The organism is Pseudonocardia benzenivorans CB1190, assembly GCF_000196675.2.
Taxonomy (GTDB): domain Bacteria; phylum Actinomycetota; class Actinomycetes; order Mycobacteriales; family Pseudonocardiaceae; genus Pseudonocardia; species Pseudonocardia benzenivorans.
Genome location: NC_015312.1, coordinates 2,357,299 through 2,375,424 on the forward strand (window position 1 = coordinate 2,357,299; position 18,126 = coordinate 2,375,424).

The following is an 18,126-nucleotide window of genomic DNA, read 5'->3' on the forward strand; positions in this document are numbered from 1 at the left end:
GCGCCGGCCTGCTCGCCGACGGCGTGGATGAACGTCGCGTACCGGATCACCGGCTCCTCCTGAGGTGATGACATCGGCAGAAGTACCGATCCGCGGGCGCCGCGGCCCGGGATGGGCATGTCTGCCGATACCGCTGCGTCTGCGCCTGGGGTCGGATGGATCAGCGTCCGGCGTCGCCCTGCGTCGATGCTCACGGCGGCCCGGAGGGCCGACGGCGACAAGGAGGCAACGTGAACGTGCTGGTCGGCGTTCAGGAGTTCGCCGGTGCGGATGCTCGGGCAGGTGCGCGTGCGTCGTCCTCCTGAGCCGGGTTCGTCGGGGAGAGGTGGCCCGCATGGCCGCGGTGCTTCCGTGGCGAGCGCCGCCGGCGCGATGGGAGGGCCGGAGCGCCGGATCATCTCCTGGCGTCGCCTGGCGGTGTCGCTCGCCGCGGGCACCGCGGCTGCAGTCGTCGTGGCCCTGCTCGGCCCGGCTCAGCTGGCGATCCTCGTCGGCTGGGCCGTTGCCGCCTCGGTCGTACTGGTGTGGGTCTGCCGCATCTGCTGGCCGCAGGACCAGCGGGGCACCAAGCGCCTGGCGGAGGAAGAAGGACGGTCCCACGTCACGGACACGGCGGTTCTCGTCGCGGCCGTGGCCAGCCTGGTCGCGGTTCTCGAAGCCGTCGCCAGCGCCGGCCGGCACGACGCCGTGGCCGTGGCCGTCGTCGTCCTCGCCGTGGTCGACGCGATCCTGTCCTGGGTGTTGATGAACACGGTCTTCGCCCTCAAGTACGCGAGGCTCTTCTTCGCGGGCAAGGACGGCGGCATCGAGTTCCACCAGGACGAGCCGCCGGTCTACGCCGATTTTGCCTACGTGGCGTTCACCGTCGGCATGACGTTCGCCGTTTCCGAGACCCGATTGGCGACGACGCAGATGCGCAAGGTGGGTCTGGGGCACGCGCTCCTGTCCTACCTGTTCGGCACCGTGGTGATCGCTGTCGCCGTCAGCCTGCTGACCAACCTGTGACGGTGCGCCGGAAGTAGGCATCCGGCTGCAACCGCCCCGCTCGCGACCGGACCGACCGTCGTGAAGCCGAACGCCGTCGCGGCGGCCGACCGGAGGAGAGAGCATGCGTGCAGAGGATCCGGCAGGAGCGGAGGCCGCCGTGTACCGCGCCGTTGCCGAGCGGGAGGTGGCGTGGGTGCGCCCCATCCGCAGGACGTCGCCCGCCAGGCAGGACCGAGCCTGGAGACGACCCGCACGGCCGTTTGGAACCGGCTCACTCGGCGCGGCGTCGCACACCACTTCGGTCGGTGTGTGCGACTGGGGGCGGTGACCAGGGCGTGCGGGCGGGCTGCACCTTCTCCGGCCGGGCGCCACTGCGTGCCCCCATCGGCAGAACGACCGATTGCCGTCGTCGGGGGCGACACACGAGTGTGGGACGGCATAGTGCGGCCGGACTTCGATGTGGCCAGCGCGGGGTCGGGGGCTCTCCGTCGACCTCAACCCGACAGGAGGAACACCCGTGACTCTGAAGGACCCGACCGGCTCGCGAGGGGGCGCTGCTGCCCACCCGTGGTCTCCCGGTGGCCCCGGCGCCTCGTCCACCGACCACGCCGACGCCGGGCGTGCGGTCGACGGCTCGCCGACCTCGACTTCCCGGTCGAGCGGGTCGACATCCTCGGTCAGGACGTGCTGACCGTCGAGCAGGTGACCGGAAAGCTGAACGACCCCACTGCCGCCCGGCGGGGTGCGGCGGGCGGAGCCGTCCCGGGCGCGCAACTCGGCTGGATCTCCGGACGCTTCGGCTGGGCCGATCCGTTGGTGAGGGCGGTTCCGCTCGCCCTCTACGGACTGCTCAGCGGAGCGGTGATCGGCTACGTGCTTCAGGGAGGTCGCCGGGACTCCGCGTCGGTGGCCTTCACACGACCCCAGCGGTTGGAACTGGTTGTCGACGACGACGTGGCCGACGAGGTGGCCGGCAAGGCCGCCCGGCTGCTCGCAGGGAGGGTTTGAGTTGGCGCGCGCGGTTGGTATCGATCTCGGGACGACGAACTCGGTCATCGCCGCGTGGGAGGGCGGTGAGGGCTCGGTCGTCCCCAACGCCGAGGGGGCTCGCACGACGCCGTCGGTGGTGGCGTTCACCGAGAACGGGGAGCGTCTGGTCGGCCAGTTGGCCCGTCGGCAGGCGATCCTCAACCCGAAGGGGACGATCTACTCGGTCAAGCGGTTCGTCGGCCGCAGGTTCGAGGAGGTCGAGGAGGAGGCCGGTCAGGTCACCTACGACGTGGTTCCCGATGCGAACGGGCTCGCCCGGATCAAGGTGCGGGACAAGCTGTATGCGCCGGAGGAGATCTCCGCCCTGATCCTGCGCAAACTTGCCGACGACGCCGGACGGCACCTCGGCGAGCGGGTCACCGAGGCGGTGATCACTGTCCCCGCCTACTTCAACGACGCGCAGCGAACCGCAACCCGGGATGCGGGGAAGATCGCCGGCCTCGAGGTTCTGAGGATCATCAACGAGCCGACCGCCGCGGCGCTCGCCTACGGGATGGACAAGGGCCAGCACGAGACCGTGCTGGTGTTCGACCTCGGCGGCGGGACGTTCGACGTCAGCGTCCTCGACGTCGGCGACGGCGTCGTCGAGGTACGTGCCACCGCCGGTGACACCCACCTCGGAGGTGACGACTTCGACCGGCGGATCGTCGATCACCTCGCCGAGGAGTTCCAGAAGGAGAACGGCATCGACCTGCGCAAGGACCCGCAGGCGCTGCAGCGGCTGTACGAGGCCGCCGAGAAGGCGAAGGTCGAGTTGAGCTCGGTCAGCCAGACCCAGGTCAACCTGCCCTTCGTCACCGCGGACGCGAACGGGCCGAAGCATCTGGCGATGACGTTGATGCGCTCGAGGTTCGAGCAACTCACGGCGGATCTCGTCGAGCGGACGATGGGGCCGGTGCGTCAGGCCATGTCGGACGCCAAGGTGGGGACGGACGACGTCGACGAGGTCATCCTGGTCGGCGGGTCGACCCGGATACCCGCGGTGCAGGCGCTCGTGCGCCGCCTGACCGGTGGCAAGGAACCGAACATGACCGTCAACCCCGACGAGGTCGTGGCTGTCGGCGCCGCGATCCAGGCGGGGGTGCTCAAGGGTGAGGTCTCCGACGTCCTCCTGCTCGACGTCACGCCGCTGTCCCTGGGGGTGGAGACCCAGGGCGGCCTGATGACCAAGATCGTCGAGCGGAACTCCACGATCCCGGTCCGGCGCAGCGAAGTCTTCTCGACGGCCGCGGACAACCAGCCCGCTGTCGACGTCGTCGTGCTGCAGGGCGAGCGCGAGCGCGCGGCGGACAACCGGGTGCTCGGGCGGTTCCAGCTCACCGGCATCCGACCGGCGCCGCGCGGGGAGCCACAGATCGAGGTCATCTTCGACATCGACGCCAACGGCATCGTCAACGTGACGGCCCGCGACAAGGACACCGGCGCCGAGCAGGGCATCACGATCTCCGAGAACGCCAACCTGGACACCGCCGAGGTCGAGCGGATGGTCACGGAGGCCGAGCGGAACAGGGCTTCGGACCAGCAACTCCGGCAGGAGGTCGACGCGCGCAACCAGTTGGACAGCGTCGCCTACCAGGTGCAACGCCGACTCGACGAGCTGGGCGACTCGGCACCATCGCACGAGCGCGCTCGGGCCGAGATGCTGGTGACCGAGGCCCGGCAGGCGGTCGCCGATCAGGCGCCGCTCGATCGTGTCCGCGAGCTGACCGGCGAGCTGCAGCAGGTGGTGGCCGGGCTCCAGGCGGTGGCGACCAACTCTTCCGCGGGCGCCGGTGACGCAACCGGCGCCGACAGGGGGGCCGCGGACGACGACGTCATCGACGCCGAGTTCGACCGGAAGTGAGCCCTGGCCATGGGAGAGCCCGGATCGAAGACGCCGTCCGCCCGGCCGGAGGGTGGACCGGCTGCGGACGCGGAAGCCTCCGAGGCAGGGCCTCGCCCGGACGGCGGACCTCCGCGGGAGGTGGCGCCCCCGCCGGCGGACGGCGCGACGGCAGGCCCCACCCAGCGCGCGCTCGATGCCGCCGAGGACCGCTGGCGGCGCGCCGCGGCAGACCTCGACAACCTGCGCAAGCGCTACGCGCGGGAGGTCGCGCGCGAGCGCGAGATCGAGCGGGAGCTCGTCACGTCGGCGTTCCTGCCCGTGCTCGACACCATCGATCGCGCGCTCGAACACGCCGCCGCGGACCCCGAATCCATCGTCGAGGGCATCCGCACCCTCCGTGAGCAGGCCCTCGCCGTCGTCTCGGGGCTCGGCTACGGACGGGAGGACGAACCCGGAGTGCCGTTCGATCCGGCGCGGCACGAGGTGGTCGGGCTGGTGGACGCCGACGGGGCCGGGACCCCGCCCGGTTCGGTGGCCTCCGTGGTCCGGCCCGGCTACGGCGCCCCCGGACGCCAGCTCCGACCGGCAGCCGTCACCGTGGCGCAGCGGCAGGAGAGCTGACCGATGCCCCGCGACTTCTACGAGGTACTCGAGGTGCCCCGGGACGCCGGCCCCGACGAGCTGCAACAGGCGTTCCGACGGTTGGCGCGGCAGAACCATCCGGACGTGAACAAGGATCCGGGGGCGGAGGAGCGGTTCAAGGAGATCAACGAGGCGTACTCCGTGCTGTCGGACCCGGAGCTCCGCAAGCGTTACGACCGTTTCGGGGAGGACTTCCGGCGGGTTCCCGAGGACTGGGAGGAGCGCGTCGGTGCCGGGGCGGGTGGATTCGGTGGCCGGGCCGGTCGTGGTCGCCGGGCGACCTGGACCGCGGAGGGCCTCGACGTCGACGGGGCATTCGTCGGCGGAGGCTTCGACGGTATCGATCTCGAGGACCTCCTGGGAGGCATGTTCGGCGGCCGTGGCCGCGGCCCCCGTGCGGCCCGCTCTGCGGGAGCGGATCAGGAGGCCGAGCTTCCTCTTACCGTGGAGGAGGCCTATCGCGGCGGGCGCAAGGAGATCACGCTCAACGGCCCGGAGGGCCCACGCAGCTACACGGTCACCATCCCACCCGGCGTCACCGACGGCCGGCGGATCAGGCTGGCCGGCGAGGGAGGGCGGGGGCTCGGCGACGGCCCGGCCGGAGACCTCTACCTGGTGGTGCGGCTGTTGCCGCACCCGCTCTTCCGCGTGGAGGGCCGGAACATCCACGTCGATCTGAAGCTCGCCCCGTGGGAAGCGGCCCTCGGGGCGACCGTCCCGGTCGTTGCACCCGGGGGCGAGACCAAGGTGACCGTGCCGTCCGGCTCGTCGTCCGGACGACGCCTCCGCCTGCGTGGGCAAGGCATGCCGGACCCGGCCGGACACCCGGGCGACCTGTTCGCCGAGATCAAGATCATGGTGCCGGCACGGCTCGGTGAACGCGAACGCGAGCTGTATTCCGAACTCGCCACGACGTCGACGTTCGATCCGCGCCGCGCCACGACCGACGACGCGAGGAGACGCCGATGAACCCGCAGAGTCGTCCGCTTCGCTACCCGCTGGTCCGGAGTCCGAGACCCGCCCTGCTCCACGAGGAGGAGTTCGCCCGGCGCTGCGGCCTGCACCCCGAACTGGTGCGGCGGTTCTGGGCGCTGGGGCTGATCCCGGCCGCGCGTCACGTCGACGGGTCCCTGTGGTTCGGCCCGGCGCAGGTACCGGCCGTCGCACGGTTGCAGCGCCTGCACACCGCCCTGCCGCTCAACTACGCCGCCCTCGGACTCGTGTGCGACCTCCTCGACCGGATCACCGAGCTCGAGACCGCCCTACGCGTTCGCGGGCGCACCGAACCGGTGCGGCGACGCACCACTCCTCCTCGACCGACCGTCGACCGACCGGAGCGGAGTCAGCGATGGACCTGAACCGCCTGACCCAGAAGTCCCAGCAGGCACTGTCCGACGCACAGGACCTGGCCACCCGTGCGGGCCACACCGAGGTCGACGGCGAGCACCTGCTGGCCGCACTCCTCGACCAGCCGGAGGGGTTGGTGCCCCGGCTGCTCGGGGAGATGGGCATCGATGTCCGGGCGCTGCGCTCCGACCTGGAGGAAGAGCTCGGCCGCAAGCCCCGCACGACCCGGCCGGGGCCCCAACCGGGCCAGGTCGCGGTCACGCAGCGGCTGGCCAACGTGCTCGACGTCGCCGACCGAGAGGCACGGCGGATGAAGGACGAGTACGTGTCGGTCGAACACCTGCTCGTGGCTCTGGCGGACGAGGGGTCCGCCGGCGGTGCGGGTCGGGTGCTCGCCCGGCACACCGTCACCCGCGAGGCCATCCTCGCCGCCCTGACGCGGGTACGCGGCAACCAGCGCGTCACCTCCGCCACTCCGGAAGGGGCGTACGAGGCCCTGACGAAGTACGGGATGGACCTGGTGGAGTCGGCCCGCTCCGGTCGGCTGGACCCGGTGATCGGCCGCGACGCCGAGATCCGCCGGGTCGTCCAGATCCTGTCCCGGAAGTCGAAGAACAACCCCGTGCTGCTCGGCGAGCCCGGAGTCGGCAAGACCGCCATCGTCGAGGGTCTGGCCCAGCGCATCGTCGACGGGGACGTTCCCGAAGGCCTGCGCGAACGCACCATCTTCGCCCTGGACATGGGGCTGCTGGTGGCCGGGGCGAAGTACCGCGGCGAGTTCGAGGAGCGGCTGCAGGCGGTGCTGTCGGAGGTCAAGGCGGCGGAGGGCCGGATCCTGCTGTTCGTCGACGAGCTGCACAACGTCGTCGGTGCAGGGGCGTCCGAGGGATCGATGGATGCCGGCAACATGCTCAAGCCGATGCTCGCCCGGGGTGAGCTGCACATGATCGGTGCGACCACGCTCACCGAGTACCGCCAGCACGTCGAGAAGGACGCCGCGCTCGAGCGCAGGTTCCAGCCCGTCTTCGTCGACGAGCCCACCGTCGAGGACACGGTGTCCATCCTGCGCGGGTTGCGCGAGCGGTTCGAGGTGTTCCACGGTGTCCGGATCCTCGACGGGTCGTTGATCGCGGCGGCGACGTTGAGCCACCGCTACCTCACCGACCGTTTTCTGCCCGACAAGGCCATCGACCTGGTCGACGAGGCGTGCGCCCGGCTGCGCACCGAGATCGACTCCATGCCCGCCGAGCTCGACGAGATCACCCGCAAGGTGATGCGGCTGGAGATCGAGGAGGCGGCGCTCGCCCAGGAGGAGGACGCCGCATCCCGCGCGCGGCTCGACCAGCTCCGCCGTGAGCTGGCCGACCTTCGCGGCGAGGCCGACGCCATGCGCGCCCAGTGGAATGCCGAACGGCAGGCGATCAAGCGTGTTCAGGAGCTCCGGGCGCAGCTGGAACAGGTCCGCCACGACATCCAGGATGCCGAGCGCGCCTACGACCTCAACCGCGCCGCGGAGCTGCGCTTCACGAGGCAGGCCGACCTGGAGCGCAAGCTCGAGGCCGAAGAGCGTCGGCTCGCCGAGAAGCAGGGCGAGCACCGGCTGCTGCGCGAGGTGGTGACGGCGGAGGAGATCGCAGAGATCGTCTCGGTGTGGACCGGCATCCCGGTCGCCCGGCTGACCGAGGGCGAGCGGGAGAAGCTGCTGCGCCTGGACGAGGTGCTGCACCGGCGGGTGGTGGGCCAGGACGAGGCCGTGCAGGCGGTCGCGGACGCGATCATCCGGGCCAGGTCCGGGGTGAAGGACCCGCGACGGCCGACCGGCTCGTTCATCTTCCTCGGCCCGACCGGTGTCGGGAAGACGGAGCTGGCCAAGGCGCTGGCCGAGGCGCTGTTCGACTCCGAGGACAACATCGTCCGGATCGACATGAGCGAGTACCAGGAGCGGCACACCGTGTCCCGGCTGGTCGGCGCCCCGCCCGGCTACGTCGGCTACGAGGAGGGCGGCCAGCTCACCGAGGCGGTCCGCCGCCGTCCGTACGCCGTCGTCCTCTTCGACGAGATCGAGAAGGCGCACCCGGACGTCTTCAACACGCTGCTGCAGGTCCTCGACGACGGCCGGCTCACCGACGCGCAGGGGCGCACCGTCGACTTCCGCAACACCGTCATCATCATGACGTCGAACATCGGGTCGCAGTACCTGCTCGACGGGGTCACCGACGACGGCCGGCTCGAGCCGGAGGCACGTGATCTCGTGATGGCCGAGCTGCGGGCCCACTTCCGGCCCGAGTTCCTCAACCGGGTCGACGACACCGTGCTGTTCACGCCGCTGAGCCAGGGCGAGATCGAGAACATCGTCGAGCTCATGCTGTCCGACCTGCGCGTGCGGCTCGCCGAGCGCAACATCACCGTGGAGATCGGCGACGGCGCCCGCCGCTTCATCGCGCACGAGGGCTACGACCCGGTGTACGGGGCCCGTCCGCTGCGCCGGTTCATCGCCCGGGAGGTCGAGACCCAGGTTGCCCGCGCGCTGCTGCGCGACGGAACCATCGAGGGGTCCACCATCCGGGTCGACGTGGGCGACGACCGGCTCGTCGTCACCCACCAGCCCGTCGGGGCGCAGGCGTGAGCGCCTCGGCGACGGCGCGGACGAGCACCATCGTCTGCCCGCACTGCGGGAAGCGGAACCGGGTACCGGTGTCCGCAGGCTCGGTGCCGAAGTGCGGCAACTGCCACCAGCGCCTGCCCTGGATCGCCGACTCGGGCGACGACGACTTCGCCGAGGTCGCGGAGCGGGCTCCGGTCCCGGTACTCGTGGATCTGTGGGCGACCTGGTGCGGGCCGTGCCGGATGGTGAGTCCCGTCCTCGAACGGCTGGCCACCGAGCGAGCCGGCGAGCTCAAGCTGGTCAAGGTCGACGTCGACCGGGCGCCCCGGCTCTCCCAGCGGTTCGAGGTGCGCGCCGTCCCCACCCTGATGGTCCTGCGGGACGGCGAGGTACTCGCCCGCCAGCCCGGAGCCGCACCGGAGCCGGCGTTGCGAAGCTGGCTGGACCAGGCACTGCAGTCGAAGGGAACCGAGGACCGATGAACGTTCCGGTAGGGCTCGACCCGCACCTGGCGTTCGTCCGCGACGACGTCGAGCCCCGCACGCCCGAGGGATGCCAGGAGTGCCTGCGGATCGGATCGCCCTGGGGCCATCTGCGGCTGTGCCTGACCTGCGGGCACGTCGGCTGTTGCGACCAGTCCCCGCGCAGGCATGCCCGCCGGCACGCCGGCCTGGTCGGCCACCCGATCATCCGGTCGTTCGAGCCGGGCGAGGACTGGCGGTGGTGCTTCGTCGACGAGGCACCGGTGTGACCGCCCGGGAGTCGGCCGACCAGCAGAGCCCTGGCGTCGAGCAACTGCTGGCCGACGTGCCGCCCGGGGAGACGCCGGACGTGTCCGGGGCCTTCCCCCGCCTCGAGGAGACGCGCCTCCGGGAGCTGGCGGCCTGGGGGGAGCGTCGGCCCACGACACGCGGGGACGTACTTGTCGCCGAGGGCGAGGTGGAGGACACCTTCTACGTGGTGCTCTCCGGCCGGGTCGCCGTCGTCGAAGCGCTCGGGACGCCCGACCAGCGTGTGGCGCGGTTGCACGGGCCCGGCCGCTTCCTCGGCGAGCTCGGTGTCCTCACGCGGCAGCCGGCGTTCCTGAGCGACGTCGTCGTCGACCCGGGTGAGGTCCTGGCGGTTCCGGCCGACCGGCTGCGTGCCGTCGCGGCACGGGACCACGCCTTCGGTGATCTCGTGCTGCAGGCCTACCTCGTCCGACGATGGCTGATGCTGGGCGAGGGCATCGGGTTCCGGATCATCGGCTCCAGGTATTCGGCCACCACCAGGCAGCTGCGCGAGTTCGCCGTCCGCAACCGGCTCCCGCACCGTTTCCGGGACCTGGAGACCGACCCCACGGCCGAGCAGCTGCTCCGCTCCCTCGGGCTCGGTCCCGGCGACACGCCGATCGTGCTGTACCGGGACCGGCTGCTGCGCAACCCCTCGACTGCCGACCTCGCGCCGATGTTCGGACTCTGCGACATCGGTGACGGCCGGGAGATCTGCGATCTCGTGGTCGTGGGGGCCGGCCCTGCCGGGCTCGCGGCGGCTGTGTACGGCGCCTCGGAGGGCCTGGACACCGCGCTGCTCGACGGCGTCGCGCTGGGCGGGCAGGCGGCGCGGACGTCGTGCATCGAGAACTACCTCGGCTTCCCCTCCGGGATCGCCGGGGGCGAGCTGGCCGAGCGCGCCGTGTTGCAGGCGGAGAAGTTCGGGGCGCGGCGGTCCGTACCGTCGGAGGTGGTGGGGTTGGAGGAGCGCGACGGAAACCACGTGCTGCGGTTCGCCGACGGCGGTGAGCTGGCCACCCGCACGGTGATCATCGCGTCCGGCGTGCGCGTCCGCCGGCTCCCGGTCCCCGGACTGAGGCAGTTCGAGGACACCTGCGTGTACTACGCGGCCACGCCCATCGAGGCCCAGCAGTGCGTCGGAGACCCGGTGGTGGTCGTGGGCGGGGGCAACTCGGCCGGCCAGGCCGCGGTCTTCCTCGCGGGCCATGCGGCCGAGGTCCACCTGGTGGTCAGGGAACACGAACTCGACGAGAACATGTCGCGCTACCTCGCCGACCGGATCGTCCAGGATCCGTGCATCGAGGTGCATCTGCACACCATGGTGGAGGGCCTGGAGGGCGAGGCCGGCCGTCTCGAGGCCGTCGTCGTGACGGACACGGTGACCGGTGAGCAGCAGCGTCTGCGCGCGCGCGACCTCATGGTGTTCATCGGGGGCGAGCCCAGCACGTCGTGGCTGCCGGACTCGGTCGCCCTGGACTCCGGTGGCTACGTGCTGACCGGGCCGGACGCGCGCCGGCCGGCGCAGCGGGGAAGGTCCGGCGGCCCCGACCCGCTGCTGCTCGAGACCAGCCTGCCCGGCGTCTTCGCAGCCGGCGATGTCCGGAGCGGCTCGGTGAAGCGGGTCGCCTCGGCGGCGGGTGAGGGCGCGATGGCGGTGCGCATGGTGCACGAGCACCTGGCCAAGGCCTGGTGACGCGCAAGGAGAAGGACGTCGCCGGAAGCAACGCCGGAACTGGCGTGGTCGACACACCCCACCGTCCCCCGGGTAGCCCGGCTCGCTCGGCCGTGGTCCGGGTGAACGTCGTGTCGTCCGCGTCTTCTCCCGGAGGCGCCGTCCCGCGCTGGTCCTCGGGATTCGGTCGGGCGACCGCGGCTCAGACCCGGGGACCGGTTCTAGGCGTCGACACGGTCGACGGCCGATGTCGTCCCCGGGGTACTTCCAGAGCCCTGCGCCGGTCGGGCCGGGTCTCCGGCCTGGGAAGGGTCGCTACGGTGGGCCCGCGCTCCGGCGCCGACTCACCCATGCCTGCCGGCAAGCGGGGCCGGAACGTAGAGGCCGCCTCGTTCCGCGCGGACCGCGGCGAGTGTCCGTGTCGGTGCCCCGAGCTTGCCGAGGACGTGCTCCAGGTGCGCGGCCACGGTTCGTGGAGCCACGACGAGCGTATGAGCGATCTGCTGGTTGGAACACCCCTCGACCAGCAAGCCCAGCACTTCCAGTTCCCGCGGCGTGAGCCCGTGGACATCGCTCGCAGGTGACAGCAGGGCCAGCCCGGTCAGCCCCGGCGGGACGTCCTCGGGAGCGGCCAGAGCGGTCACGCGCACGTGCCCGCGCGGGGCGTGGGACCCACCCACCGGCCAGAGGAACGAGGAGTAGACGTGCCCGTCGCCGATGCGTTCGCGTGCGGTGGCCAGGACGGGGGAGGACGGGGTCAGCAGCTCGTCCGCGGGAAGGCCCGGAAGTGCCTGGCAGCGTTCGTCGATGTAGAGCACCACGCCGGCCGTGGCCCCGTGCACCAGGTGTGCGGCTGTGAGAAGCGAGCGCATCGGGTCGATGCCGTGTGCGAGCACCGGTCCGAGCCGTCCGAGTCTGCGGCGCGTGAGGGGGGAGGGTGGGCGGCGGTCGCCGGACAGCAGCGCGAGGAAGCCGACGTGCCGTCCCTCCGGTGTGACGAGGGCGAGGGCCAGCGCTTCGTTGATCGCGGACGGGATGAGGCATTCGGCCCACGTCGGCAGCTCCTCGGCCGGATAGGGCAGGTCCGACGGGCTCAGCGGGGGGCGTGCCCGGTCGGTGCCGGTTACTTCGACGTCCCGCGCCATCAGCGGACCGGAGAGGAACTCGACGATCGGGCCGTCGAGGTCGAGGCTCGCCAGGAAGCGGTAGCCGTGGCCCATCGGGTCGGCGAGCGCCAGCCACGCGCCGTCGAACGGGACGAGCCGGCGGAGGTCCTCGAGCAGGGCCTGCGCGCGCTCGGAGGTGGTGCCGGCCGAGGCGGCGGTCTCGGCCAGCATCAGCTCACCGGCCTGGTGCGAGCGCATGTGCCCTCCGAGGATCGCCGCGGCAGCGGCCCGAGCCCGGCCGTCACTGAAACGGCTGCTCGATGGGCGGGGAGGACGCCGCTCGGGTAGTCAGTCACAACATTGAGCGGGTGTTACTACCACGGACGCGGGTGACCTAAACCGGAGACCGGCCCGGCGGCCCGGCGGGGTCGGGGGGAGCGGTGGTCGTCCGGTGCCGGTCCGAGGAACACGCGCCTCCGCGACGCCGCACGCCCGACCATCGCGGGAGTCCGGCAGCGCCCGGGGGACACCTGCTGCCGAGGTGGCTCGGTCGGGCGGGTCGGGCCGGCCCGGTACCGGCATATCTGCCGATACCGGGCCGACGCTGTGGCAGGTGCAATGAAGGCCCGCTCGAGCCGGGAGCGCTCGGCCAGACCGATGAGGAGGCTGCCTAGTGCTGTTGTCGAGCGGGCGGGTGCTCGGTGGTCGGGCCGGAACTCGGTTCTGGTGCGCAGCATGGCGTGCACGACGTTGACCCGGCGGCGGGCCAGCGCGATTTAGGGCCTGGTGGTGTCGTTTTCCTTCGGCACGTTTGCGCAGGTAGAAGGCTTTCGACAGTGGAGGGTGGCGGCCGGGTCCGCCCGGCCGCCACCGACATCACCGTTGCCCCGCAAGCCACGCGTGCTTGAGGGGCGCGTAGATCGAAGGCCTCAGTGCCTCGACGAGCCGCGGAGGGGCGGCAACGCGGACGCCGGGTCCGGGTCGGTCTGCTGGCCGATCCCGGCGCCCCCACCGATCTCGCCGCCTCCCCGGCTGGTCCGGAACATCGCTCTGATCAACACCGTGGGGACTCTGGGCGGCTTCGCCGCCGGGTACGTGACCGGCTGGTTGCGCGACCTCAGCGGCGGTTACGCCACCCCGTTCCCCGTCATGGCGCTACCTCCCGGCATCAGCGCCGCGCTCGACGCAGCGCTTCTGAGGCATGACCGGAACGCCGAGGCGCCGGCAAGACGGTCAGCACCTGTCGCGCGCGAAGAGGAGTGAACGGAACCGCCGCAGCGCCCGGTGCAGGGCGAGGACGCGGCCGCGAGGCAGGGTGCGCAGCTCGCAGGGTGGGAACGGTTTCGATGTAGGTGGCGGTGTCGTCGAGTTCGCCCCGCCCGGGCGGCGGTGGAGGTGTCTTCGAACCGGGTCGGTGACCGCGCGGCCATCGGATGACCATGCCGCGCCGGCGGACTCGGAGACGCTGCCGGACAGCCGGGAGCGACGTGGCGTGGTGGGAGCTCGTACGATGTGGCCAGATACCCCCGCGGGGTATAGAGTCTGCGGCGGTCGAGCCGAGGAGGAGCACGATGGGGGCGCAGCGCATGACGGCCGGCCCGCTCGAGACCGCGGTGCTGAACGTTCGTGGGGTGCAGTGGGCGAGCGAGAAGGCCGTCGTCGAGACGGTGCTCGGTCGCCGGCCGGGCGTGCACGCGGTGGAGGCGAACCCGGTCGCGCAGACCGCCACCGTCCGCTACGACCCCACCCGCACCACCGTGGCCGAGCTGGCACGCTGGATCCGCGACTGCGGCTACGCCTGCGCGGGGCGGTCCGTGCCCGAGCACGTCTGCGACCCGCTCGCCGAGGCGGCCGGCCACGACGCCGGCCACGACGCCGGCCATGCGCAGGCCCCTGCCGGCGCGCCGCCGGCCCGGGCGTCACACGAGATGACGGGCCACGGCGGCCACGGCGAGATGTCGATGTCGGCGATGGTCGCCGACATGCGCAACCGGTTCCTCGTCGCAGCGCTGCTCTCGGTGCCGGTGCTGCTGTGGTCCCCGATCGGCCGCGAGGTCCTGGGCTTCACCGCGGCGGCCCCGTTCGGGCTGCGCGACGACGTCTTCTCGCTGGTCCTCAGCCTGCCGGTGATCTTCTACTCCGCCTGGATCTTCTTCGACGGCGCGGTCCGGGCGTTGCGGGCCCGGACGTTGGACATGATGGTCCTCGTCGCCGTGGCCGTCGGCGCCGGCTGGGGCTACTCCGTGGTCGTCACCCTGACCGGTGGCGGCGAGGTGTTCTACGAGGCCGCGACCGTGCTGACGGCATTCGTGCTGCTCGGGCACTGGTTCGAGATGCGCGCCCGCGGCGGCGCCAACGACGCCGTCCGCGCGCTGCTCGACCTGGCACCACCTCGCGCGGTGGTACTGCGGGACGGCCGCGAGATCGAGGTGCCGACCTCCGAGGTCGTCGTCGGGGACCTGTTGCTCGTGCGGCCCGGAGCGAAGATCCCCGTCGACGGGACCGTCGCCGACGGGGAGTCCGACGTCGACGAGTCCATGGTCACCGGCGAGAGCCTCCCGGTGCACAAGCAACCCGGCAGCGAGGTCGTCGGTGCCACCCTGAACGCCGACGGAACGCTGCGGGTCCGGGCGACCAAGGTCGGCGCCGACAGTGCTCTCGCCCAGATCGTCGCGCTCGTGCAGCAGGCGCAGAACTCCAGGGCGCCCGGCCAGCGGCTCGCCGACCGGGCCGCCTTCTGGCTGGTGTTCGTCGCGCTGCTCGGCGGGGCGGTCACGTTCGCGGCCTGGGCGCTGTTCTCCGACGAGCCGCTGACCACGGCGCTGCTGTTCGCGATCACGGTTGTCGTGGTCACCTGCCCCGACGCCCTCGGCCTGGCGACCCCGACCGCGATCATGGTCGGAACCGGCTTGGGTGCCCGCCGCGGCGTGCTGTTCAAGAACGCCACCGCCCTGGAGTCGTCGGCCCGTATCGACACCGTCGTCATGGACAAGACCGGCACCCTGACCAAGGGTGAGCCCGAGGTGACCGACGTCGTCGCGACCGGCATCGACGAGCAGAAGCTCATCGCGCTGACCGCAGCGGTGGAGCGCAACTCCGAGCACCCGCTCGCTCGCGCGATCGTCACCCACGCCGAGGAGCGCGGTATCGCGGTCAGCGCCGCCGAGCAGTTCGGCAGCGTGCCCGGTCACGGCGCTACCGCCACCGTCGACGGCCACCGGGTCGCCGTCGGGAACAGCCGGCTGCTCGAGCGCGACGGTGTGGCCGTCGGCGACCTCGGGCGCCGCCGCGACGAGCTCGCCGGCGCCGGCCGCACGACCGTGATGATCGCGGTGGACGGGCAGGCAGCCGGAGTGATCGCGCTCGCCGACGCTCCGCGCTCGACCGCCGCGGCGGCCGTCACCGCGCTGCACGAGCTCGGCGTGGAGGTCGTCATGCTCACCGGCGACAACGAGGCCACCGCCCGCCGCATCGCCGAGGGCCTGGGCATCGACACCGTCGTCGCCGACGTCCTGCCCGGCGACAAGGCCGCACAGATCACCCGCCTCCAGGGTGAGGGCCGCCGGGTCGCGATGGTCGGTGACGGGGTCAACGACGCGCCGGCGCTGGCCCAGGCCGATCTGGGCGTCGCCATCGGAGCGGGCACCGACGTCGCGATCGAGACCGCCGACGTCGTGCTGATGCGGTCGGACCCGCTCGACGTTCCCGTCGCGCTGCGGATCGGCCGGGGGACGCTGCGGAAGATGCGACAGAACCTCGCGTGGGCAGTGGGCTACAACGCCGTGGCGCTCCCGATCGCCGCGGGCGTCTTCGCGCCGGCGTTCGGCCTCGTCCTGCGCCCCGAGATCGCGGCGTTGTCCATGTCCGGGTCGAGCTTCCTCGTCGCCGTCAACGCCTTGCTGCTCAAGCGACTGCGCCTGCCGCGGCCTGCTGACGGCTCCGACACCACGACGTCGGCGGGGGCGCCCAGGCCCGGGTCGCACGCGGATCATTGACGCGCCCCTTGCCGGCGTGACGTCGGGCGGCACGGCGGTCCGGCCGGAGCGCGGGTCCGCCGTAGCGCGAGCGCCGTCGTCAGCTCTGGGGGGTCGCGGCCGGGAGCGGGACGATGACCTGCGACAGCGGGGTCGGGGCCTGGTCGCCGCTCCAGATCGTCCGGCCCGCCTGGGTCATCACGACGTGGACGGGATCGGTGGCCGAGAACTGGATCGTCAGGTCGCCGGCCGGACCGCTCGCGCGGCTCTGGGCCAGGTTCAGGTGGTTGGCGTCCTCCAGGCACACGAGGACGCCACCGCTGGCTTGGGTGGGGGTGAACTCGCTCTCGGCGACGTGGTCGTACGAGTCGGTCGCCGTCAGGTGGATGGTGGCGCTCGGCGCGGCGGTCGGCGTCGCGGCCGACGCCACGCCGGCTCCCGCCCCGGTGACCGCGGCAGCGGTGAGAACGACGGCGATGGACTTCGCGAGTGTGTTCATGACGGGCTCCTGGGGTCGGGTGGCGGAGTCGATCCGCTGCGGACAACGGTGCTCCGAGCGCGGCCGTGCTCTCGTCCGGCGATCCGCCGAGCCGCAGGGCGAACCCGCTGTCCCCCGATCACCCGACGCGGCACGACCGCCGGCTCGGTCGGACGGGTGGGCGGCGGGATCGGAGGCGCCCGCAGGTGTGAGCGCCGGTGCGACGGATCTCTCGGTTTCATTAGCTATGCCAAGAGGTAGCGTCTCCGGCGATGACGGTCTCGCCGCGCCTCGCCCCGCCGACGTTGCGTTCGATGGCGCCGTCGGTCTTCCTCCCGGCAATGGTTTTCGAGATCGGCAACGGCGCGGTGATCCCGGTCGTCGCGATCACCGCGATCGACCTCGGCGCCAGCACGGGGACCGCGGGCTTCCTGGTGGCGCTGCTGGGGATCGGTCAGCTGGTGGGCGATCTCCCGGCTGCCGCGCTGGCGGCGCGGCTGGGTGACCGGCGCGCGATGGTCCTCGCGGGTGTGGTCTCGATGGCCGGGATGCTCGGCTGCTTCTTCGCGCCGTCGTTGGCGATCCTGGGCGTCTGCCTGTTCGTCCTGGGCATGTGCAGTGCGACGTTCTATCTCGCGCGTCAGGCGTACCTGACCGAGGTGGCGCCGCTGAACCTACGCGCACGGGCGCTGTCGATGCTCGGGGGTTCGCATCGGGTCGGTCTGTTCATCGGGCCGTTCGTCGGTGCGGCGGTGATCGGTCTGACGTCGTTGCGCGCCGCCTACGTGGTCGCCGTCGTGACCGCGGGAATCGCGGCGCTGTTGCTCGTGGTCATTCCCGACATCGAGCCGGCCGGGTCGGGGCGGGTCAAGGCGGCCGCTCCGGTCGGGGCCGCGCAGGGCCTGCTGGCCACGGCGAAGGCGCATCGGCGCGTGCTGATGACGCTGGGCACGGCGGTGCTCGCGATCGGCGCGACGCGCGCCGCCCGCCAGACGGTGCTCCCGCTGTGGGCGGTCCACATCGGACTGACCCCCGAGGCGACCAGCGTGGTGTTCGGGATCGCCAGCGCCGTGGACATGGCGTTGTTCTATCCGGCGGGCAAGGTGATGGACCGCCACGGCCGGCTCGCCATCGCCGTGCCGTCGATGCTCGTCCTTGGCGGAGCTATCGCCGTCCTGCCGCTGACCAGCGGGATCGTCGGGCTGACCGTCGTCGCGATGGTGATGAGCTTCGGTAACGGGATCGGGTCCGGCATCGTCATGACCCTCGGTGCGGACGTGGCACCACCGGACAACCGGCTGCGGTTCCTGTCGATGTGGCGGCTGATGGGCGATACGGGTAACGCGGCGGGGCCCGTCGTCGTCTCGGTTGTCGCCGGGTTCGCGACGCTGGCCGCCGGGATCGTGGCCGTCGGCGGGGTCGGTCTGCTCGCGGTCGGCGCGCTGCTCGTCTGGGCGCCGCGATACTCGCCGTTCGCCACCCGGGCGATGGTGCGTGCGCACCGCGCGGTGGCCGACGCAGCCTCCTGACCCGGCGGTTCGTCCTCGTTCGCGCAGGGCGGATGCCCTCGGCCGCGGCGCCGTCGGCCCGTGGCAGCAGCCAAAAAGTTGCGATAGCGCAATCGTTGAGTATCGTCATGCATCGCGTGGGCCGGGTTCGGCCCGGTC

General features: G+C 72.0%; 14 protein-coding genes. 12 read left to right on the forward strand and 2 right to left on the reverse strand.

Going from position 1 to position 18,126, the window contains the following annotated elements:
• The first annotated feature begins 270 nt into the window (after positions 1 to 270).
• From PSED_RS11200 to PSED_RS11245, 10 genes are all read left to right on the forward strand, one after another.
• A complete protein-coding gene (locus PSED_RS11200; protein WP_202946365.1) occupies positions 271 to 1,005 on the forward strand; it encodes a DUF1345 domain-containing protein in 735 nt (244 codons plus the stop codon).
• Positions 1,006 to 1,671: 666 nt separating this feature from the next.
• A complete protein-coding gene (locus tag PSED_RS11205) occupies positions 1,672 to 1,995 on the forward strand; it encodes a hypothetical protein (protein WP_193788437.1) in 324 nt (107 codons plus the stop codon).
• 1 nt (position 1,996) lies between these two features.
• Complete coding sequence (gene dnaK, locus PSED_RS11210; RefSeq protein ID WP_013674352.1) at positions 1,997 to 3,880, forward strand: molecular chaperone DnaK; 1,884 nt, start codon at positions 1,997 to 1,999, stop codon at positions 3,878 to 3,880.
• A 120-nt stretch (positions 3,881 to 4,000) separates the two neighbouring features.
• On the forward strand, positions 4,001 to 4,483 hold the full coding sequence (locus tag PSED_RS11215) for a nucleotide exchange factor GrpE (protein WP_233899388.1): 483 nt from the start codon (positions 4,001 to 4,003) through the stop codon (positions 4,481 to 4,483).
• Between the two features lie 3 nt (positions 4,484 to 4,486).
• Positions 4,487 to 5,473, forward strand: coding sequence for a DnaJ C-terminal domain-containing protein (locus PSED_RS11220; protein ID WP_013674354.1), 987 nt, complete (start codon positions 4,487 to 4,489; stop codon positions 5,471 to 5,473).
• Entirely contained in the window at positions 5,470 to 5,862 is a 393-nt protein-coding gene (locus tag PSED_RS11225) for a chaperone modulator CbpM (protein ID WP_013674355.1), read from the forward strand. Before PSED_RS11220 ends, PSED_RS11225 begins: the two co-directional genes overlap by 4 nt.
• Positions 5,853 to 8,477 (forward strand): ATP-dependent chaperone ClpB, encoded by a 2,625-nt coding sequence (gene clpB, locus PSED_RS11230; RefSeq protein WP_013674356.1) that lies wholly within the window; start codon positions 5,853 to 5,855, stop codon positions 8,475 to 8,477. The genes PSED_RS11225 and clpB overlap by 10 nt, the downstream gene beginning before the upstream one ends.
• Positions 8,474 to 8,938 (forward strand): thioredoxin, encoded by a 465-nt coding sequence (gene trxA / locus PSED_RS11235; protein WP_013674357.1) that lies wholly within the window; start codon positions 8,474 to 8,476, stop codon positions 8,936 to 8,938. The genes clpB and trxA overlap by 4 nt, the downstream gene beginning before the upstream one ends.
• Positions 8,935 to 9,207, forward strand: coding sequence for a UBP-type zinc finger domain-containing protein (locus tag PSED_RS11240; RefSeq protein ID WP_013674358.1), 273 nt, complete (start codon positions 8,935 to 8,937; stop codon positions 9,205 to 9,207). Before trxA ends, PSED_RS11240 begins: the two co-directional genes overlap by 4 nt.
• A complete protein-coding gene (locus PSED_RS11245; protein ID WP_013674359.1) occupies positions 9,204 to 10,922 on the forward strand; it encodes an FAD-dependent oxidoreductase in 1,719 nt (572 codons plus the stop codon). Before PSED_RS11240 ends, PSED_RS11245 begins: the two co-directional genes overlap by 4 nt.
• 323 nt (positions 10,923 to 11,245) lie before the next feature.
• Here PSED_RS11245 and PSED_RS11250 read toward each other — a convergent pair whose 3' ends face one another.
• A complete protein-coding gene (locus PSED_RS11250; RefSeq protein ID WP_013674360.1) occupies positions 11,246 to 12,265 on the reverse strand; it encodes a helix-turn-helix transcriptional regulator in 1,020 nt (339 codons plus the stop codon).
• Positions 12,266 to 13,578: 1,313 nt separating this feature from the next.
• Between PSED_RS11250 and PSED_RS11255 the strand changes: the two genes are divergently transcribed.
• Entirely contained in the window at positions 13,579 to 16,002 is a 2,424-nt protein-coding gene (locus PSED_RS11255; protein ID WP_013674361.1) for a heavy metal translocating P-type ATPase, read from the forward strand.
• Between the two features lie 79 nt (positions 16,003 to 16,081).
• On the opposite strand, the gene PSED_RS11260 is transcribed toward PSED_RS11255, so the two are convergent.
• Positions 16,082 to 16,480 (reverse strand): hypothetical protein, encoded by a 399-nt coding sequence (locus PSED_RS11260; protein WP_013674362.1) that lies wholly within the window; start codon positions 16,478 to 16,480, stop codon positions 16,082 to 16,084.
• 251 nt (positions 16,481 to 16,731) lie between these two features.
• On the opposite strand from PSED_RS11260, the gene PSED_RS11265 reads away from it, so the two are divergent.
• The gene (locus PSED_RS11265) at positions 16,732 to 17,988 is read left to right on the forward strand and encodes an MFS transporter (RefSeq protein ID WP_013674363.1); all 1,257 of its coding nucleotides are present in this window, start codon (positions 16,732 to 16,734) and stop codon (positions 17,986 to 17,988) included.
• The last annotated feature ends 138 nt before the right edge of the window (positions 17,989 to 18,126 follow it).

Coding starts and splice junctions, on each gene's coding strand:
- PSED_RS11200 (WP_202946365.1), top strand. CDS start 271: ATGCTCGGGCAGGTGCGCGTGCGTCGTCCTCCTGAGCCGGGTTCGTCG.
- PSED_RS11220 (WP_013674354.1), top strand. CDS start 4,487: ATGCCCCGCGACTTCTACGAGGTACTCGAGGTGCCCCGGGACGCCGGC.
- PSED_RS11225 (WP_013674355.1), top strand. CDS start 5,470: ATGAACCCGCAGAGTCGTCCGCTTCGCTACCCGCTGGTCCGGAGTCCG.
- clpB (WP_013674356.1), top strand. CDS start 5,853: ATGGACCTGAACCGCCTGACCCAGAAGTCCCAGCAGGCACTGTCCGAC.
- PSED_RS11240 (WP_013674358.1), top strand. CDS start 8,935: ATGAACGTTCCGGTAGGGCTCGACCCGCACCTGGCGTTCGTCCGCGAC.
- PSED_RS11250 (WP_013674360.1), bottom strand. CDS start 12,265: ATGCGCTCGCACCAGGCCGGTGAGCTGATGCTGGCCGAGACCGCCGCC.
- PSED_RS11255 (WP_013674361.1), top strand. CDS start 13,579: ATGGGGGCGCAGCGCATGACGGCCGGCCCGCTCGAGACCGCGGTGCTG.
- PSED_RS11260 (WP_013674362.1), bottom strand. CDS start 16,480: ATGAACACACTCGCGAAGTCCATCGCCGTCGTTCTCACCGCTGCCGCG.
- PSED_RS11265 (WP_013674363.1), top strand. CDS start 16,732: ATGACGGTCTCGCCGCGCCTCGCCCCGCCGACGTTGCGTTCGATGGCG.